Source organism: Brevibacterium pityocampae (genome assembly GCF_039541555.1).
Taxonomy (GTDB): Bacteria; Actinomycetota; Actinomycetes; order Actinomycetales; family Brevibacteriaceae; genus Brevibacterium; species Brevibacterium pityocampae.
This window is the reverse complement of record NZ_BAABGL010000036.1, coordinates 1-17,929: the sequence shown is the minus strand read 5'-3', so window position 1 is coordinate 17,929 and position 17,929 is coordinate 1. Positions and strand designations below refer to the sequence as shown.

Sequence of the window (17,929 nt, the reverse complement as noted above, 5' to 3'; positions counted from 1 at the left end):
CTCAGCCGAGGCGCTTGAGGGAGTGGGCGTCGATGCCCTGCACCGGCAGACCGCACAGCGCCCGGCACACCCACAGCGAGCGCGCGGCGTCGCCGAACGCCTTCCGGTTCCCGCCGTAGGCGGAGCGGAGGTACCAGAACATGTTCTCGACCTCGCGCGCCACCGCCGCACCGGTCCCGTACGCCGGGTCGATCTCCGCATGGGTGCACAGCCGGCCGGCGAAGGCGTGGAGCCAGCGCGCCTGATCCTCCGGCGTCGCCCCGGGGAGCTCGAACAGCCGGTTCCACAGCACCGGGGCGACCATGTACGCCGTCGGCCCGCTCAGCGGCTGCGGGTCGATCGCCTTCCACGTCGCCACCCCGTGCTGATCGGGGTTGCCGGCGAGGATGTTGTAGTAGTGGAGGTCGGCGTGGATGAGCCAGGCCTCCTCCGACCGGGCGAGCGTCTCGATCCACGCGCGGGCGGAGTCGAGGACGTAGCGGTCCTGCGGCGTGAACGCGGGGAAGTCCGTGACGAGGCCGACGTCGGCGGGGAACTTCTCGAGCCAGCCCGCCGCGATGTCCTGGACGCGCACGAACCCGGGCTGCGCGGGAACCGTGAGGGAGCGGGCGAGCTGCCCCCAGATCGGCGCCACCGACTCCAGCGGCTCCGCGGACAGGTTGACCGAGGTGCGCAGCCGCTCCTGCAGGGTCGCTCGGAAGGAGGAGTCCTCGCTGATCACCCGCACCGCCCCGTGGCCGCCCCAGGCCTGCAGGGCGCGCAGCACCTGCGCGTGCACGAGCGGGTTGTCGGTGTTCGGCCACGCGAAGCGCAGCACCGCCTGGTACCGCTCCTTCGTGAGGACGGGGATGACCAGGCTCTCCGCTCCCGCCCACGGTGCGGTGGGCAGCGGGTCGGGGGTGAGCTTCCAGCGGTCGAGGAGCTCGAACACCATGTGATCGAGCGCGTCGGCCCAGGCCTGGGCCCGCGGCACGCCGATGATCTCCGCGGCGGAGTTGAACAGCACCTCGGGGATCTTCATCACGCGCCCCCGCCTGCCGCCGGCGAGGCCGTGGACGCATCGGTGATCCGGTAGCGCAGGAGCTGCCGCTGCCCGGCCCGGGCACGGGCGTCGGCGGACATCCACAGCTGCGCGGTGCCGAGGTACTCCGCACCCGGGGTCTCGAACAGCCCGAGCGCGGCCGCGGCCACGAGGTCCTCCACGGCGGTGGCCGTGCGCAGCGCCGACTCGGCGTCCACGGGGGCAGGATCGAGCTGCCAGGCGGGCTCGTTGCCGACGGCGGCGAGCCCGGCGGTCTCACGCAGCTCGTTGCCCTGGATCGCGGCATCGTCGAGCCGGGTGATCCGGGCGCGGGCGAACTCCCCGTAGGCGTCCTCGGCGTCGTGCAACACCGCGAGGCGCTCGTACCCGTAGGCGGCCTGGTAGCAGGCGCGGACGAAGCCCTCGAGCCCGGGTGCCGCCGGCGTGGCGCTCGGATCGCCGTCCGGCTCGGGACCTCCGTCGTCCGGCTCCGGATCCTCCGCGTCCGCGGAGCCGCTGGGAGCAGCGGCCCCGGCTCCGGGGCCGGCGGGGTCGGGGGCGTTCTCCGGCAGTGCGGCCAGGCGCCGGCCGAGCGCCGCGGCACGCTCGGAGTCTGCGGGCGCGAGCGCGAGCACGGCTCCGACGGCGATGTCGACGAGGGCGGCGAGGCCGCGCCCGCCGGCGGAGTCGGCCTGTCCGGCCGGGCCGCCGATCACCTCGGGCAGGCGGTCGAGGACGAGTTCGGTGACCGCGCTCAGACCGTCGGCGAACCCGTAGGACTCCGGGGTGGGGGAGGAGGTGGGGGTGACGAGCTCGCTCGGCGGGGCCCACTCGGGCCCGGCCGCGGCCCGCAGGGCGTCGAGGTCGGCGGGATCCCCGCCACCGGTGGGCGCCTCGGTCGCGGCGAGCATCCGGGCCACGTCGTTGCGCAGGGCGTCGAGGGCGGCGGGGGTCGGCACGTCCGGCGGCACATCGAGTCGCAGGGAGCAGGCGGTGAGGCCGCCGAGTGCCCCGAGGAGCCCCAGACCCAGCACGGCACGACGGCTGCGCGGGAGTCCGGGGAGGAGGTGCATGGGCCCAATCGTAGCGTGAACTACCCTGGGAATTGACGTGCAGCACTGCAGATGAGGAGGCCGGACATGGCGCAGGACCAGCAGACCGTCATCGATCGCATCACCGCCCCGCTCGCGGCCGCCGGACTCGTCGTCGAGGAGGTCAAGGCGGTCGCCGCCGGCCGGCACCGCACCCTGACCGTGATGATCGACCTGCCCGAGGACACCGCGGACCCGGTGTCGCTCGAGCACATCGCGCTCGCCACCCGGATCGTGTCCGAGGAGATCGACGAGCTGCCCCTCTTCAACGACCACCCCTACGACCTCCAGGTCACCTCCCCGGGCGCCTCCCGCCCGCTCAGCGAGGCCCGCCACTTCCGCCGTGTGCGCGGTCGGGCCATCGATGTGCGGACGGCCGCCCGCACCCTGCGCGGCGAGCTCGCCGAGGTCGACGACGCCGCCGTCACCGTGCGCGAGGAGAAGACGGGGGAGACCGTCGTCCTCGGGCTCGACGAGATCGAGCACGCCGAGGTCGTCCTCCGCTTCCGCTGAGAGGCCGTCGAGCCGGCTCGGCGGCGGTTCAGCCGCTGCGACCGTTCGACTATGGTGGGGTCTCACACCTGCATACTCGACAAGTGAACAGCCGGGCAGAACCGATGCTGTCGGATCGGAGGACATCATCATGGACATTGACCTCAGCGCCCTGCGACTGATCGAGCGCGAGAAGGAGATCCCCTTCGACACGCTCGTCGAACTCATCGAGCGGGCCCTGCTCAATGCCTACCTCAAGACCGAGGGCTCCTACCCCGATGCCCGCGCCGAGCTCGACACGAAGACCGGCAAGGTCGTCATCTGGGCCGTCGAGTTCGACAACGACGACACCCCGGTGGGGGAGTTCGACGACACCCCCGACGGCTTCGGCCGGATCGCGGCGATGGCCGCCCGGAACATCATCCACCAGCAGCTGCGCGATGTGGAGGACGAGTCCGTGCTCGGCTCCTTCCGCGACCGCGAGGGAGAGATCGTCTCCGGTGTCATCCAGCAGGGCCGCGACGAGCGGATGATCCAGATCGACCTCGGCGAGGTCGAGGCGGTGCTGCCCCCGCACGAGCAGGTGCCGGGCGAGCAGTACTCCCACGGCAACCGCATCCGCGTCTACGTCACCGACGTCCACAAGGGGCTCAAGGGCCCCTCGATCACCGTGTCCCGCTCGCACCCGAACCTCGTGCGCAAGCTGTTCGCCCACGAATCCCCGGAGATCGCCGACGGCACCGTGGAGATCGTGGCGTTGGCCCGCGAGGCCGGCCACCGCACCAAGATGGCGGTGCGGGCCACGGTGCCCGGCGTCAACGCCAAGGGCTCGTGCATCGGCGAGCTCGGATCCCGGGTGCGCTCGGTGATGGCCGAGCTCGGCCAGGAGAAGATCGACATCGTCGACCACAGCGAGGACCCGGCGAAGTTCGTCGCCAACGCGCTGTCGCCGGCCCGGGCCTCCTCGGTCGAGGTGCTCGACCGCGCGCTCAAGGTGGCGCGCGCCACCGTTCCGGCCGACCAGCTCTCGCTCGCGATCGGCAAGGAGGGGCAGAACGCCCGTCTCGCCGCCAAGCTCACCGGCTGGAAGATCGACATCGTCGCCGCCGAGTGACCCGGGAGCGGCTGCAACCGGGCGTCGTGCGGCCCGGCACCGGCGGTGATGTAGACTGGTCGGCGTGCCTCACGCAGTCGATCCCACCCGGATGTGCATTGCGTGCAGACGACGCGGACCGCAGTCCGCCCTCCTGCGCCTCACCGTGCAGCGGGGCGATCCGCCGCAGGCCGTCGTCGACGTCCGCCGCAGGCTCCCCGGACGGGGAGCTTGGATCCACCCCACGGTGGAGTGCTGGCAGGCGGCACGGAAGAAGAATGCATTCGCGCGGGCCTTCCGTGTGGCTCGCATCGAGCCCCCGGAGATCCCGCGCTGGATCCACCATTCGACAGAAGAGCGGGTACACCAGATGGAAACCAACCAGTGAGTGCTCAGAAATGACACCCCACACTGACGGTCGTGAGCAGTGAGATGACTGCTACCCGGTAATGAGGTTCCTCCCTGTCCGGGAAGGAACCCGGACAGGAGAAAAGTGGCAAAGCCCCGTGTCCATGAGCTCGCCAAGGAGCTCGGCACAACAAGCAAGGACGTCCTGGAGAAGCTGCAGAACATGGGCGAATTCGTCCGTTCCGCATCCTCCACCGTCGAAGCACCGGTCGTCCGCAAGCTCAAGGAGACCTACGGCGACCAGGCCGACGGCGCCTCTGCGGAGAAGAAGACCGCAGAGCAGAAGCCGGCCGGCCAGAAGCCCGCGGCGCAGAAGCCCGGCACCCAGAAGCCGGGAGCGAAGTCCGGCCCGAAGCCCGGAGCCCCGGGCGCCAAGCCCGCACCCAAGCCGGCACCCGCTGCCCCCGCGGCCGAGGCGAAGCCGGCCAAGTCGAAGCCTGCACCGGCGGCGACCCCCGGCCCCGCCGCCCTGGCCCCGAGCCCGGCGGCGAAGACCGCGCCGAAGCCCGGCGCACCCGCTCCGAAGCCGGCGGCCAAGGACGCCCCGAAGCCCGGTGGCCCGGCCTCCAAGCCCCGCGGCGGCGCCCGTCCCGGCAACAATCCCTTCGCGCCCTCGCAGGGGATGCCCAAACCCGGCGGCAAGCGCGGCGGCGCCCGCCCCGGCAACAATCCCTTCGCGCCCTCGCAGGGGATGCCCAAGCCCGGAGCCAAGCCCGGCCCCAAGCCCTCGGTCGAGGGTGCGCCCCGTCCGGGCGGCCCGAAGCCCGGTGCCAAGCCCGGCCCGCGTCCGGGTGCTCCGCGCCCCAACCCGGGCCTGCTGAAGAACTCCGCCCTCGCCAAGCCCGCCCCGTCGCGCGGCGGCGGTCGGGGCGGACCCGGCGGACCCGGCGGCGGACCCGGTGGTCCTCCGCGCGCCGGCGGCCGTCCCGGCGGCCCGCGCGGCTCCGGCCGGGGTCGCGGCGGCACGCAGGGTGCGTTCGGCCGCGGCGGCGGTCGCGCTCGCGGACGGAAGTCCAAGCGCGCCAAGCGCCAGGAGCTCGAGCAGATGCAGGCTCCGTCGGTCGGCGGCGTCTCGGTCCCGCGCGGCGACGGCACCACCCCGCTGCGCCTGCGTCGCGGCTCCTCGCTCGCCGACTTCGCGGAGAAGATCAACACCGATCCCACGAATCTCGTGACGGTGCTGTTCCACCTCGGTGAGATGGCGACGATCACCCAGTCCCTCGACGAGGACACCTTCCAGGTGCTCGGCGAGGAGCTCGGCTACAAGGTGCAGATCGTGTCCCCGGAGGACGAGGACCGCGAGCTGCTCGAGAGCTTCGACATCGACCTCGAGGCCGAGGAGGAAGCCGAGGACGCCGAGGACAAGCAGCCGCGTCCGCCGGTCGTCACCGTCATGGGTCACGTCGACCACGGCAAGACCAAGCTGCTCGACGCGATCCGGTCGGCCAACGTCGCCTCGAAGGAGGCCGGTGGCATCACCCAGCACATCGGCGCCTACCAGGTGGCCGTGGAGCACGACGACGAGGAACGCCGCATCACCTTCCTCGACACCCCGGGCCACGAGGCGTTCACCGCCATGCGTGCCCGCGGTGCGAAGGCCACCGACGTCGCGATCCTCGTGGTCGCGGCCGACGACGGCGTGATGCCGCAGACCATCGAGGCCCTCAACCACGCCCAGGCGGCCGACGTGCCGATCGTGGTCGCGGTGAACAAGGTCGACAAGGACGGGGCGAACCCGGCCAAGGTCATGCAGCAGCTCACCGAGTACAACCTCGTCTCCGAGGAGTACGGCGGCGACACGATGTTCGTCCCGATCTCGGCGCTCAAGGGCACCGGCATCGAGGACCTGCTCGAGGCCGTCCTGCTCACCACCGACGCCGCCCTCGATCTCAAGGCCAACCCGGACAAGTCCGCGCGCGGCATCGCGATCGAGGCGAAGCTCGACAAGGGCCGCGGTGCGGTCGCGAGCGTGCTCATCGAGTCCGGCACCCTGCGTCAGGGTGATGCGATCGTCTGCGGCACGGCCTTCGGCCGCGTCCGCGCGATGTTCGACGAGAACGGCGAGCAGCTCGACGAGGCGGGCCCGTCCCGTCCCGTGCAGGTGCTCGGCCTCTCCAGCGTGCCGCGCGCCGGTGACACCTTCCTGTCCACCGACGACGACCGCACGGCCCGGCAGATCGCGGAGAAGCGCGATGCCATCGAGCGCAACGCCGCTCAGGCCCGCGGCCGCAAGCGGATCAGCCTCGAGGACTTCGCCAAGGCGCTCGAAGAGGGCAAGGTCGACATGCTCAACCTCATCCTCAAGGGCGACGTGTCCGGTGCCGTCGAGGCGCTCGAGGACTCGCTGCTCAAGATCGACGTCGGCGACGAGGTCGACCTCCGGATCATCCACCGCGGCGTCGGTGCGATCACGGAGAACGACATCAACCTCGCCACCGTCGACAACGCGATCGTCATCGGCTTCAACGTGCGTCCCGAGGCCAAGGCCCGCGACGCCGCCGAGCGCGAGGGCGTCGACGTCCGCTACTACTCGGTGATCTACGACGCGATCGACGACATCGAGAACTCGCTCAAGGGCATGCTCAAGCCCACGTTCGAGGAGGTGCACACCGGTTCGGCGGAGATCCGCGAGATCTTCCGCTCGTCGAAGTTCGGCAATATCGCCGGCTGCATCGTGCGCGACGGCATCATCAAGCGCAACGCCACCGCCCGGGTCACCCGGGACGGCGTGGTCGTCGGGGACAACCTGTCCATCGAGTCGCTGCGGCGGTTCAAGGACGATGCGACCGAGGTCCGCGAGGGCTACGAGTGCGGTATCGGCCTGGGCAAGTTCAACGACATCCGCGACGGAGATCTCATCGAGACCTTCGAGATGCAGGAGAAGCCGCGCGACTGACCTCGCGCCCGCTCCGACCGATCCGCGCACGGGCTGCACCGCAGCCCGTGCGCGGCTCCGATGAAAGGACCATCATGGCCGATCCCACACGCGCCAGGAAGATCGCCGACCGGATCCAGGTGATCGTCGCCCGCACGCTCGAGAAGCGGGTCAAGGACCCGCGCCTCGGGTTCGTCACCGTCACCGATGTGCGGGTGACCGGTGACCTGCAGCACGCGACGGTGTTCTACACCGTCTACGGCGACGACGAGCAGCTGGCGTCGACGCAGGCGGCGCTGAACTCCGCGAAGGGGCTGCTCCGGTCCGAGGTCGGCAAGGGTCTGCAGATCCGGCTCACCCCGACGCTGGAGTTCGTCGCCGACCAGGTGCCGGCTGCGGCCGCGGAGCTCGACGAGCTGCTCGCCAAGGCCGCCGCGCACGACGCCGAGGTGGCCCGGCTCGCCGCACAGGCGAAGCCTGCCGGTGACGCCGACCCGTACCGCAGGCCCAAGGCCGAGGACGACGAGGGCGAGCAGACCGCAGGGTCCTGATCACAGGCCGCGGCCGGCTCCGCACGCCGCTCCGGTCCCGTCCCCCGATCCCGCACCGGATCGGGGGACGCGTGCGTTCCGCCTCGTCAGCCGGGGTGCGATCGATGTCACGGAAACGAGGTGTCGTTATCGTTTTGTCATCACCGGAATCCCGGCTACACTCGGTTGAGATCACGGAACGATTACAACTTTGTTAAGGGACAGTCGAATTGGGTAAGCACTCTGATCCGAAGCCCTCCTGGGGCGCGAACGCACGGACTCTCGTCCGTGACATCTCCGCCATGGGACGCAAGTCTTCGGGGCGTCACAGCGCCGAACCGAACACCGCGACCGGAGTTCTCAAGACGGTCAAGCGTCGGCCGATGGTCGCCGCGATCGCGCTGCCGGCCGCCGCGACCACCGCGATCGTCGCCTCCTCCTTCGCCTTCGCGCCGGACGAGAACGCCGGCGTCGTCAAGGCCGAGAACCAGGCCACCGCCCCGCCCGCCGAGGCGCCCGAGGAGACCCCCGCGGTCGACGAGGCCGCCGAGCAGGAGCACTGGGACAAGGCCGCCGAGGAGTACTTCGAGTCCCTCAAGGACGACCCGAACTACACGTCGGAAGCGAAGACCGAGGCGAAGCTCCCCACCCCGGAGCCCGAGCCGACCCCCTCGGAGTCGAAGTCGAAGTCGAAGGAGCGCACGGAGTCGAGCTCGCGCTCGAGCGACCGCTCCGGTGAGACCGCCTCGGGCTCCTCGAAGGAGTCCTCCGACGAGTCGTCGTCCGGCTCCTCGAAGGAGTCCTCCGACGAGTCGTCGTCCGGCTCCTCGTCCGAGGGCGTGTCGAACTCGCCGTGCTCGGTGTCGTCCTCGATCGAGTCCGGCCTCACCGCCAACGCGAAGAAGGGCTACCGTGCGGTCTGCGCGGCCTTCCCGGAGGTCAAGTCCTACGGCGGCCGCCGCAACGACCCGGGCTCGGACCACCACTCCGGCAACGCCGTCGACGTGATGATCACCGGCTCGACCGGCGACCGCATCACCGAATACCTCATCGCGAACAAGTCCGAGCTCAACATCGAGTACGTGATCTTTGAGCAGAAGATCTTTGCCTCCTACACCGGCTGGAAGGGGCGCCCGATGTCGGATCGCGGCTCCGCCACGGCCAATCACTACGACCACGTGCACATCTCCTTCCAGTGATGTCCTCCGGCCCCCACCCGGGCCGGACCCGCACGGCGGCGGAACCGCTGCGCTGATACCCTCGGCGCAGCGGTTCTCCTATTCACGGCGGGCGCGATCTCCCCAGCGACAGGACGGTCATGGACCCGAACACCGGCATGCTCATCATCGACAAGCCCCAGGGCATCACCAGCCACGGGGTGGTCTCGCGGGTGCGCAAGTGGTTCGGCACGCGCAAGGTCGGGCACGCCGGCACGCTCGACCCCATGGCCACTGGGGTGCTCGTGCTCGGGCTCGGGCGCGGGACCAAGCTGCTGACGTACATCGTCGGGGCGGACAAGACCTACACCGCGACGATCCGGCTCGGATCCTCGACGCCGACCGACGACGCCGACTCCGCCCCGGACGTCTTCGCCGACCCCGCGGACCTCGCCCGGGTGACCGAGGAGCGGATCCCCGCCGGGGCGGCCGCGCTCACCGGGGACATCGAGCAGGTGCCGAGCGCGGTGTCCGCGATCAAGGTCGACGGCGTGCGCTCCTACGCCCGGGTGCGCGCCGGCGAGCAGGTCGAGCTGCGGGCGCGCCCGGTCACGGTGTCCGCGTTCGCCGTCGGCGCGATCCGTCCGGGGGAGGACGAAGCGGGCCGCGGGCACGTCGACGTCGACGTCGAGGTGACCTGCTCCTCGGGCACGTACATCCGGGCGCTCGCCCGTGACCTCGGGCGCGACCTCGGCGTCCACGGCCACCTCGTCGCCCTGCGCCGCACCCGGGTGGGTGCGTTCGACCTGTCCGGGGCGGTCGAGCTGCCTCAGGACCCCGCGTCGGCTCCGTCGCCCGCCCTCATGCCGCTCGCCGAGGCGGCCGCGCGCGTGCTGCCGGTGATCGACCTGGACCGGGAGACGGCGACCGCGCTCATGCAGGGGAAGTTCGTCGACCTCGACACGGCACCCGCGGCATCGGGCGGGCACTGGGCCGGGATCGCCGGTGGTGAGCTCATCGCGGTCCTCGAGCGGCGCGAGGGTCGCTTCAAGTCCGCCACCGGCATCACGGTGCCGGGTCGCGCCGACGGCTGAGACCCGGGCCGCGGCCGGCCGCGCATGAATGAGCCCGATGTCGCATGAGGTCGGATTCGGATCGTTGCTCAGCACGACGAGCGTCTGGCGAGTCTGCATCGGGTCGTTCGCCTGGCTCCTCATCGCCTCGGGTGTCGACATCCTGGCGCGGGCGCTGTGGTGGTGATGCGGTAACCTGAACCGGGTATTCGCGCTGGGAAGGACGTACGTGGAAGTTTTCTGGGAGCTCGACCGCATCCCCGCGGGGTTCGGTCCCACGGCAGTGACCCTGGGGAACTTCGACGGGGTGCACCGCGGTCACCGGGCCGTCCTCGGCGATCTCGCCGAGCTCGCCCGCCGGCGCTCGCTCAAGTCGATCGCTGTGACCTTCGACCCCCATCCGCAGACCGTGCACCGGCCGGACACCCCGGCGGAGCTCATCGGCGCGCTCACCGACCGCCTCGCCCGGATGTCGGAGACCGGCATCGACGCCGTGCTCGTCCAGCGCTACTCCCTCGACTTCGCCGCCCAGACCCCGGAGGAGTTCGTCCGCGACTACCTCGTCGCGGGGCTCGGCGCGCGCCTCGTCGCCGTCGGACAGGACGTCCGGTTCGGCCGCGACAACGCCGGCAGCATCGACACGCTGCGCGCTCTGGCGCGCACCTACGGCTTCGAGGTCGTCACCATCGACGACGTCGGCGAGCACGGCCGCTACTCCTCGACCGAGGTCCGCCGCCTGCTCCGCGAGGGCGACGTCCGGGCGGCCGCGGAGATGCTCGGCAGCCCGCACACCGTGAACGGCACCGTCGTGCACGGCGATGCCCGCGGCCGCGAGATGGGATTCCCCACCGCCAACCTGTCACCGGACTCCGCTGGGCTCGTCCCCGCCGACGGCGTCTACGCCGGCTGGGCCTTCTTCGACGCCGACCCCGAGCGCTACCCGGCGGCGATCTCGATCGGCACCAACCCGACCTTCGACGGTGCCGAACGGCGGGTCGAGGCCCACATCGTCGACGTCGCATTCCCCGACCTCGACGTCTACGGATCCGGGATGACGCTCGAGTTCATCGAGCGCATCCGCGGCCAGGTCACCTTCGACGGGATGGACGCCCTCATCGCCCAGATGCACCGGGACATCGACGACGTCCGCGCTGTGCTAGGCTCGTAGACGCCGTTTTTTCACAGCCGGCCGCGGTTCCACAGTGCTCACGACACGAGGTCGGGGCGCCGCGCAACGACCCGGAGGAGACATCCATGGCTCTTGATCCCAAGATCAAGCAGGAGATCATCAAGGAATACGCAATCCACGAAGGCGACACCGGATCCCCCGAGGTCCAGGTCGCCGTGCTCACCCGTCGCATCAAGGATCTGACCGAGCACTTCAAGGAGCACAAGCACGACCACCACTCGCGCCGGGGCCTGCTGCTGCTCGTCGGCCACCGTCGCCGTCTGCTCGGCTACCTGCAGAAGGTCGACATCGAGCGCTACCGCGCGCTCATCGCGCGCCTCGGCCTGCGCCGCTGATCGCATGATCGCAGCGGTCCATCCGGACCGCGCCGAAGCCACAGGACCCGCTGAGATCTCAGCGGGTCCTGTGTCATTCATCCGGGTCCTGCGTGCCCGCTGTCGGGTGCCGGCACAGGCCGGTCGGCTCCGGCGGCCTCACTTGATAGACTGGCACGGTCAGAGCCCGCCGGTTCGACGTCGCCGGTGATCGGTAGTGGCCTCCGCAGCACAGAGAATGCGTGGGCCTCGATCGATGACCGGGCCGAATCACCGGGTGCGCACACGGTGCGCACCGACCGCGGCGGTCCACCCCACGCGCACCGCCGGATCCGGCGTGCGCACGTAGAACGGAGCTCACTTGGGCCTCAATCCAGAATCAGCAGTCGCACACATCGACAACGGGCGCTTCGGCTCCCACACCGTCCGGTTCGAGACCGGACGCCTCGCCCAGCAGGCCGCCGGCGCCGCCGTCGCCTACCTCGACGACGAGACCATGCTCATGTCGGCCACCACGGCCGGCAAGTCCCCGAAGGAGCACTTCGACTTCTTCCCCCTCACCGTGGACGTCGAGGAGCGGATGTACGCCGCTGGCCGCATCCCCGGTTCGTTCTTCCGCCGTGAGGGACGCCCCTCCACGGACGCGATCCTCACCTGCCGCCTCATCGACCGCCCGCTGCGCCCGTCCTTCGTCAAGGGCCTGCGCAACGAGGTGCAGGTCGTCGTCACCGTGATGTCGATCCACCCCGACCACATCTACGACACCCTGGCGATCAACGCCGCCTCGCTGTCGACGCAGCTCTCCGGGCTGCCCTTCTCCGGCCCGATCGGCGGTGTGCGCGTCGCGCTCATCGAGGACCAGTGGGTCGCGTTCCCCAACTACTCGCAGCTGCAGGACGCCACCTTCGACATGGCGATCGCCGGCCGCGTCGTCGGTGACGACGTCGCGATCATGATGGTCGAGGCCGAGGCCACGGAGCAGTCCTGGGATCTCGTCCAGGGCGGCGCCACCGCGCCGACCGAGGAGATCGTCGCCGACGGCATCGAGGCCGCCAAGCCCTTCATCCGCGAGCTCGTCCGCGCCCAGCAGGAGCTCGCCGACAAGGCCGCGAAGCCGACCGTCGAGTTCCCGGTCTTCCGTGAGTACCAGGACGACGTCTACGCCGACGTCGAGAAGCTCGCCTTCGAGCAGCAGACGAAGAACTTCCAGATCGCGGACAAGCAGGAGCGCGAAGCCGCCGGCGATGCCCTCCTCGACACCCTCTTCAGCGAGCTCGGCGAGAAGTACGCCGGCCGCGAGAAGGAGATCGCGGGCGCCCTCAACGCGCTGACCAAGAAGGTCGTGCGGCAGCGGATCCTCACCGAGCAGGTGCGCATCGACGGCCGCGGCCTCAAGGACATCCGGCCGCTCACCGCCGAGGTCGGCGTGCTCCCGCGCGTCCACGGCTCGGCCCTGTTCGAGCGCGGCGAGACCCAGATCCTCGGCGTCACCACGCTCAACATGCTCAAGCTCGAGCAGCAGATCGACTCGCTGTCGCCGGTGACGCGCAAGCGCTACCTCCACCACTACAACTTCCCGCCGTACTCCACCGGCGAGACCGGCCGCGTCGGCAGCCCCAAGCGCCGCGAGATCGGCCACGGCGCGCTCGCCGAGCGCGCCCTCGTCCCGGTGCTGCCCTCGCGTGAGGAGTTCCCCTACGCGATCCGCCAGGTGTCCGAGGCGCTCGGCTCCAACGGCTCGACCTCGATGGGCTCCGTCTGCGCCTCGACCCTGTCGATGTTCAACGCCGGTGTGCCGCTGCGGGCCCCCGTGGCCGGCATCGCGATGGGCCTCGTGTCCGACGTCGTGCAGACCGACAGCGGCCCGCAGACGGCCTACGCCGCGCTCACCGACATCCTCGGTGCCGAGGACGCCTTCGGCGACATGGACTTCAAGGTCGCCGGCACCTCGGAGTACATCACCGCGATCCAGCTCGACACCAAGCTCGACGGACTCCCGGTGGCCGTGCTCACCGCTGCGCTCAAGCAGGCGAAGGAGGCCCGCGACGTCATCCTCGAGGTCATCGCCGCGGCGATCGACGGGCCGGCGGAGATGGCGCCGACCGCGCCGCGCATCATCTCGGTGCGCATCCCGGTCGACAAGATCGGCGAGGTCATCGGCCCCAAGGGCAAGATGATCAACCAGATCCAGGAGGACACCGGCGCGGAGATCAGCATCGAGGACGACGGCACCGTGCTCATCGGGGCGACCGACGGTCCGGCCGCCGACGCCGCGCGCTCGGCGATCAACGCGATCGCCAACCCGCAGGTCCCCGAGGTCGGCGAGCGCTACCTCGGCACCGTGGTCAAGTGCATGTCCTTCGGCGCCTTCGTGTCGCTGAGCCCCGGCAAGGACGGTCTGCTCCACATCTCCGAGCTGCGCAAGCTCAACGACGGCAAGCGCGTCGAGGATGTCGAGGACGTCGTGTCCGTGGGTCAGAAGATCCAGGTCGAGATCACCAAGGTCGACGACCGCGGCAAGCTCTCGCTCGTCCCCGTCGCCGATGAGGACGACGCCGAGGGCGGCCAGGACGTCGCCGGGACCGAGGAGTAAGCCACCGGTTTGATCACCGAACAGCTCCTGGGGGAGGGCAGCAGCGTCTACCGCTCTGTCCTCCCCAGTGGTATCCGCGTCATCTCCGAGACCATGCCGGGTCTCGAGTCCGAGACCGTCGGCATCTGGGTGGACTCCGGCTCCCGCGACGAGGCACCGACCGCCGCCGGGTCGACCCACTTCCTCGAGCACATGCTCTTCAAGGGCACGCCGCAGCGCTCCGCCCGCCGGATCGCCGAGGAGTTCGACCGCACCGGCGGGGAGAGCAACGCGGTGACGGCGAAGGAGTACACCTGCTACTTCTCCCGCTGCCTCGTCGACGACGTCGACCACATCACCGCCCTGCTGTGGGACATGGTGCTCCACTCGACGCTCGACGCCCGCGAGTTCGAGCGCGAGCGCGGGGTCATCCTCGAAGAGCTCGCGATGAGTGCCGACGACCCCGGCGAGGTGCTCTACGACGCCTTCGACGAGTTCGTCTACGCCGGGCACCCGCTCGGCCGGCCGGTCGGGGCGCGCAAGGAGCAGATCCGCGCACTCGACCACCGGACGCTCCTCGACCACTACGCGCACGACTACGTCGGACCGCGGCTCGTGTTCGCCGCGGCCGGCGGCGCCGAGCACTCCGCGGTGGTGGAGATGGTCGCCCGCGCGACGGCCGACCTGCCCGAGCTGTCCTCCGCTCCGGGCGCCGGCCTCCGCCCGGTGCGCACACCTCCGGAGTTCCACGGCGGGGTGCACACCGTCGTCAAGGACACCGAGCAGCAGGGCATCATCCTCGGCATGCCCGGCCTCCCCGAGGCCGACGACGAGCGGTTCACCATGACGGTGCTCTACTCGCTGCTCGGCGGCGGCATGTCCTCGCGCCTGTTCCAGGAGATCCGGGAGGAGCGCGGGCTCGCCTACAGCGTCCACTGCATCGCGAGCACCCACGCCGACTCCGGGCAGTTCGGGATCTACGCGGGCACCTCGCCGGCCTCCGCCCAGCAGGTCATCGACCTGTGCGCGGCGGAGCTCGACCGGCTGGCAACGACTGTGCCCGGCCGCGACGAGGTCGAGGCGATCGTGTCCCAGGTCGCCGGGTCCACCGTGCTCGGCCTCGAGAGCTCGGCGGCCCGGATGAACCGCCTGGCGCGCGCCGAGCTCTACGGCCGGCCGCTGCAGACCCCGTCCGAGCTCATCGACCGGGTGCGGGCGGTGACGCCGGAGCAGGTGACCGCGCTCGCCGAGCGCCTCGCCGCCGGTCCGCGCGCGCTCGTCACCTGCGGGCCGGGCGCCGGCTTCGAGCTGCCGGGCTGAGTGCCGCCGGACCGGTTCCGCAGATCCCCGCGGCGACCGGGATGCCGGGCAGCCCGCCGGAGCCGTTCGGAATACTGCCAGGTGGGAACGCGTTGTGAGGCATAGGACCCTTCGATAGGGTCGAAGTGCATGGCGGCACACTGCCGCGCCGGGACGACCACGTCGATGACCACGTCGGCCCGGACACGTCCGAATGAGGAGGAAACACATGGTTGAGCAGTACACGCTCCCGGAGCTGCCCTACGACTACGCCGCTCTCGAGCCGCACATCTCGGCGAAGATCATGGAGCTCCATCACGACAAGCACCATGCCACCTACGTCAAGGGCGCGAACACCGCCCTCGAGCAGATGGCGGAGGCCCGCGAGAAGGGTGATTTCGGGACCATCGGCAAGCTGTCGAAGGACCTGTCGTTCAACCTCGGCGGCCACGTCAACCACTCGATCTTCTGGAACAACATGTCCCCGGACGGCGGCGACAAGCCCACCGGTGAGCTCGCCGCGGCGATCGACGACCAGCTCGGCGGATTCGACGCCTTCCAGGGCCAGTTCACCGGTGTCGCGACCTCGATCCAGGGCTCCGGCTGGGCCATCCTCGGCTGGGACACCCTGGGCCAGCGCCTCACCATCGAGCAGCTCTACGATCAGCAGGGCAACGTCCAGGTGGGCTACATCCCGCTGCTCCAGCTCGACATGTGGGAGCACGCGTTCTACCTCGACTACCAGAACGTCAAGCCCGACTACGTCAAGGCGTGGTGGAACATCGTCAACTGGGAGGACGTGCAGGCCCGCTTCGAGCGCGCACGCACCCAGACCCCGGGGCTGCTGCTCGGCAAGTGATGAGCACCCCGCACCGCACCTGAACCCTGCGGTCCGCCTGCGGACCCGGTCCTCGACCGGGTCCGCAGTCGCCTGCAGGGGCATCGGAGGAACGCCATGCCCTGGCACATCGTCCACAGCTCGAAGCACGGGACCGCCCGATCCTATGCGGAGATTCTCGCCGCGGACCTCGGGACCGGGGCGCACCCGCTCGCGGACCCTGCCCCCGCCGGAGCGCCGGTGATCCTGGTCGCGCCGATCTACGCCGGTCGCATCCCCGGCCTCGCGGAGCTGCGTCGGCGCTCCGGGGAGCCGGCGGCGGTGGTGCTCGTCGGGCTCATGCCCGTCGACTCCTCCCGGCGGGCCGAGGTGGCCCGCACCCACCTCGGCGACACTCCCGTGTTCCAGGTCCCCGGCCGCATCCGGTGGGCCGAGCTCGGCCTGCGGGAACGGGTGATGATGCACACGCTCGGGGCGATCACCCGCCTGCGGCGCCGTCGCACCGCGACCGACGAGCAGTTCCTCGCCATCCTCGGCACCGACTCCGGGGCAGTCGACCCAGCGGCGCTCGACCCGGTGCGGGCATGGGCGGAGCGGGCGCGGCGGTAGGATGGGTCGCCGGGAGGATCAACATATGAGTGAGATCAGGGTCGCCGTCATCGGCGCACAGGGACGCATGGGTTCGCATGCGGTGGCAGCGATCGAGGAGGCCGAGGGGCTTGCCCTCGTCGCCGCGCTCGGCAGCGCTGACAGCCTCGATGCCGTGCTCGACGCGCAGGCCGACGTCGCCGTCGAGCTCACCGTGCCGCGAGCCACCGAGGACAACGTGCGCTTCCTCGTCGAGCACGGCATCGACACCGTCGTCGGCACCACCGGCTGGGACGCCGAGCGCCTCTCCCGGCTCGAATCGCTGCTCGCCGAGCACCCCGGCACGGCAGTGCTCATCGCCCCGAACTTCTCGATCGGCGCGGTGCTCGCGATGCACTTCGCCGAGCTCGCCGCGAAGTACTTCGACTCCGCCGAGGTCGTCGAGATCCACCACCCGCGCAAGCTCGACGCGCCGTCGGGCACCGCGGTGCACACCGCGCAGCGGATCGCCGCGGCGCGCAGCGCGGCCGGTCTCCCGGCGGTGCCCGACGCCACCGAATCCGACCCCCACGGGGCGCGCGGCGCCGTCATCGACGGCATCCACGTCCACGCGGTCCGCCAGCTGGGGATGAATGCGAGCGAGGAGATCCACTTCGGAGCGGACGGGGAGGCGCTCACCCTCCGCACCGACACCTTCTCGACCTCGGCCTTCATGCCCGGCATCATCACCGCGGTCCGCGAGATCGGCGGCCGCGAAGGGCTCGCCGTCGGGCTCGAGAACTACCTCACCCTCTGATGGCGAAGGCCAAGATCGGCGCCCTCGTCGTCGCCGCGCTGCTCGCGGTCTACCTCGTCTTCACCGTGCAGCGCGGCTGGATCATGCTCACCGAGGACGATCCGATCGCGAAGATCCTCGGGATCGCACTGTTCGCGCTGCCGGTGGTCGGGGCCTGGGCCCTCATCGCCGAGCTCCTGTTCGGCTCGCGCATGCAGCGCCTCGGTTCGATCCTCGAGGACGAGGGCGGTCTGCCCGAGGACACCCTGCCGCGCACCCCGGGCGGCCGGATCGTCCGCGAGGCCGCCGACGCCGAGTTCGCCAAGTACCGGGACGAGGTCGAGGCCGCCCCGGAGGAATGGCGGCGCTGGTTCCGCCTGTCGTGCGCCTACGACGCGGCCGGGGACCGGCGACGCGCCCGCAGCACCATGCGTCGGGCGATCGCGCTCGAGCGCGGCCGCTGAGCGCCGCTCACTGCACCCGATCGCGGAGCACGGTCTTCTGGATCTTGCCGATCCCGGAGCGGGGGAAGGTGTGGAGGATGCGGATGTCCTTGGGGTGTTTGTAGCTGGCGAGGCGGTCGGTGAGGTAGTCGCGGACGGATGCGAGTGTGG

18 protein-coding genes are annotated in these 17,929 nt (G+C 70.7%); 16 read left to right on the top strand and 2 right to left on the bottom strand.

Features of this window, described 5'->3' with window-relative positions; all coding sequences use genetic code 11:
- Position 1: 1 nt before the first annotated feature.
- Positions 2 to 1,021, bottom strand: a complete 1,020-nt coding sequence (locus ABD883_RS13100; protein ID WP_345032867.1) for an aminoglycoside phosphotransferase family protein — start codon at positions 1,019 to 1,021, stop codon at positions 2 to 4.
- Entirely contained in the window at positions 1,021 to 2,094 is a 1,074-nt protein-coding gene (locus tag ABD883_RS13095) for a hypothetical protein (protein WP_345032656.1), read from the bottom strand. The genes ABD883_RS13100 and ABD883_RS13095 overlap by 1 nt, the downstream gene beginning before the upstream one ends.
- Before the next feature lie 66 nt (positions 2,095 to 2,160).
- Between ABD883_RS13095 and ABD883_RS13090 the strand changes: the two genes are divergently transcribed.
- The 16 genes from ABD883_RS13090 (at position 2,161) to ABD883_RS13015 (ending at position 17,779) form a co-directional block, all read left to right on the top strand.
- Entirely contained in the window at positions 2,161 to 2,625 is a 465-nt protein-coding gene (locus ABD883_RS13090) for a ribosome maturation factor RimP (protein ID WP_345032654.1), read from the top strand.
- Between the two features lie 130 nt (positions 2,626 to 2,755).
- Positions 2,756 to 3,718, top strand: a complete 963-nt coding sequence (nusA, locus tag ABD883_RS13085) for a transcription termination factor NusA (protein ID WP_137320106.1) — start codon at positions 2,756 to 2,758, stop codon at positions 3,716 to 3,718.
- A gap of 64 nt (positions 3,719 to 3,782) precedes the next feature.
- The gene (locus ABD883_RS13080) at positions 3,783 to 4,085 is read left to right on the top strand and encodes a YlxR family protein (protein WP_345032652.1); all 303 of its coding nucleotides are present in this window, start codon (positions 3,783 to 3,785) and stop codon (positions 4,083 to 4,085) included.
- Between the two features lie 105 nt (positions 4,086 to 4,190).
- Positions 4,191 to 7,001, top strand: a complete 2,811-nt coding sequence (infB, locus tag ABD883_RS13075) for a translation initiation factor IF-2 (RefSeq protein ID WP_345032650.1) — start codon at positions 4,191 to 4,193, stop codon at positions 6,999 to 7,001.
- 74 nt (positions 7,002 to 7,075) lie between these two features.
- A complete protein-coding gene (gene rbfA / locus ABD883_RS13070; protein WP_137320104.1) occupies positions 7,076 to 7,531 on the top strand; it encodes a 30S ribosome-binding factor RbfA in 456 nt (151 codons plus the stop codon).
- A 281-nt stretch (positions 7,532 to 7,812) separates the two neighbouring features.
- A complete protein-coding gene (locus ABD883_RS13065; protein WP_295688425.1) occupies positions 7,813 to 8,709 on the top strand; it encodes a VldE C-terminal domain-containing protein in 897 nt (298 codons plus the stop codon).
- A 119-nt stretch (positions 8,710 to 8,828) separates the two neighbouring features.
- A complete protein-coding gene (gene truB, locus ABD883_RS13060; RefSeq protein ID WP_295688426.1) occupies positions 8,829 to 9,761 on the top strand; it encodes a tRNA pseudouridine(55) synthase TruB in 933 nt (310 codons plus the stop codon).
- A 37-nt stretch (positions 9,762 to 9,798) separates the two neighbouring features.
- Positions 9,799 to 9,927, top strand: coding sequence for a hypothetical protein (locus tag ABD883_RS13055; protein WP_295688428.1), 129 nt, complete (start codon positions 9,799 to 9,801; stop codon positions 9,925 to 9,927).
- Between the two features lie 42 nt (positions 9,928 to 9,969).
- Complete coding sequence (locus ABD883_RS13050) at positions 9,970 to 10,908, top strand: bifunctional riboflavin kinase/FAD synthetase (RefSeq protein ID WP_295688430.1); 939 nt, start codon at positions 9,970 to 9,972, stop codon at positions 10,906 to 10,908.
- A gap of 86 nt (positions 10,909 to 10,994) precedes the next feature.
- Positions 10,995 to 11,264 carry a 30S ribosomal protein S15 gene (gene rpsO / locus ABD883_RS13045; protein WP_137320100.1) on the top strand — a complete coding sequence of 90 codons (270 nt, stop codon included), beginning with the start codon at positions 10,995 to 10,997 and terminating at the stop codon, positions 11,262 to 11,264.
- A 340-nt stretch (positions 11,265 to 11,604) separates the two neighbouring features.
- A complete protein-coding gene (locus ABD883_RS13040) occupies positions 11,605 to 13,836 on the top strand; it encodes a polyribonucleotide nucleotidyltransferase (RefSeq protein ID WP_345032643.1) in 2,232 nt (743 codons plus the stop codon).
- 9 nt (positions 13,837 to 13,845) lie between these two features.
- Positions 13,846 to 15,135 (top strand): M16 family metallopeptidase, encoded by a 1,290-nt coding sequence (locus tag ABD883_RS13035; protein ID WP_137320098.1) that lies wholly within the window; start codon positions 13,846 to 13,848, stop codon positions 15,133 to 15,135.
- A 208-nt stretch (positions 15,136 to 15,343) separates the two neighbouring features.
- Complete coding sequence (locus ABD883_RS13030) at positions 15,344 to 15,973, top strand: superoxide dismutase (protein ID WP_137320097.1); 630 nt, start codon at positions 15,344 to 15,346, stop codon at positions 15,971 to 15,973.
- 96 nt (positions 15,974 to 16,069) lie between these two features.
- A complete protein-coding gene (locus tag ABD883_RS13025; RefSeq protein WP_345032638.1) occupies positions 16,070 to 16,561 on the top strand; it encodes a flavodoxin domain-containing protein in 492 nt (163 codons plus the stop codon).
- Positions 16,562 to 16,586: 25 nt separating this feature from the next.
- Complete coding sequence (gene dapB / locus ABD883_RS13020) at positions 16,587 to 17,336, top strand: 4-hydroxy-tetrahydrodipicolinate reductase (protein ID WP_345032636.1); 750 nt, start codon at positions 16,587 to 16,589, stop codon at positions 17,334 to 17,336.
- The gene (locus ABD883_RS13015; protein ID WP_345032634.1) at positions 17,336 to 17,779 is read left to right on the top strand and encodes a hypothetical protein; all 444 of its coding nucleotides are present in this window, start codon (positions 17,336 to 17,338) and stop codon (positions 17,777 to 17,779) included. The genes dapB and ABD883_RS13015 overlap by 1 nt, the downstream gene beginning before the upstream one ends.
- Positions 17,780 to 17,929 lie beyond the last annotated feature (150 nt).

Excerpts from the sequence above, each read along its gene's own strand:
- dapB (WP_345032636.1), top strand. The coding sequence starts at position 16,587 with ATGAGTGAGATCAGGGTCGCCGTCATCGGCGCACAGGGACGCATGGGT.
- ABD883_RS13090 (WP_345032654.1), top strand. The coding sequence starts at position 2,161 with ATGGCGCAGGACCAGCAGACCGTCATCGATCGCATCACCGCCCCGCTC.
- ABD883_RS13065 (WP_295688425.1), top strand. The coding sequence starts at position 7,813 with ATGGGACGCAAGTCTTCGGGGCGTCACAGCGCCGAACCGAACACCGCG.
- rpsO (WP_137320100.1), top strand. The coding sequence starts at position 10,995 with ATGGCTCTTGATCCCAAGATCAAGCAGGAGATCATCAAGGAATACGCA.
- ABD883_RS13030 (WP_137320097.1), top strand. The coding sequence starts at position 15,344 with ATGGTTGAGCAGTACACGCTCCCGGAGCTGCCCTACGACTACGCCGCT.
- ABD883_RS13055 (WP_295688428.1), top strand. The coding sequence starts at position 9,799 with ATGTCGCATGAGGTCGGATTCGGATCGTTGCTCAGCACGACGAGCGTC.
- ABD883_RS13025 (WP_345032638.1), top strand. The coding sequence starts at position 16,070 with ATGCCCTGGCACATCGTCCACAGCTCGAAGCACGGGACCGCCCGATCC.
- ABD883_RS13015 (WP_345032634.1), top strand. The coding sequence starts at position 17,336 with ATGGCGAAGGCCAAGATCGGCGCCCTCGTCGTCGCCGCGCTGCTCGCG.
- nusA (WP_137320106.1), top strand. The coding sequence starts at position 2,756 with ATGGACATTGACCTCAGCGCCCTGCGACTGATCGAGCGCGAGAAGGAG.
- truB (WP_295688426.1), top strand. The coding sequence starts at position 8,829 with ATGGACCCGAACACCGGCATGCTCATCATCGACAAGCCCCAGGGCATC.
- ABD883_RS13100 (WP_345032867.1), bottom strand. The coding sequence starts at position 1,021 with ATGAAGATCCCCGAGGTGCTGTTCAACTCCGCCGCGGAGATCATCGGC.
- rbfA (WP_137320104.1), top strand. The coding sequence starts at position 7,076 with ATGGCCGATCCCACACGCGCCAGGAAGATCGCCGACCGGATCCAGGTG.
- ABD883_RS13095 (WP_345032656.1), bottom strand. The coding sequence starts at position 2,094 with ATGCACCTCCTCCCCGGACTCCCGCGCAGCCGTCGTGCCGTGCTGGGT.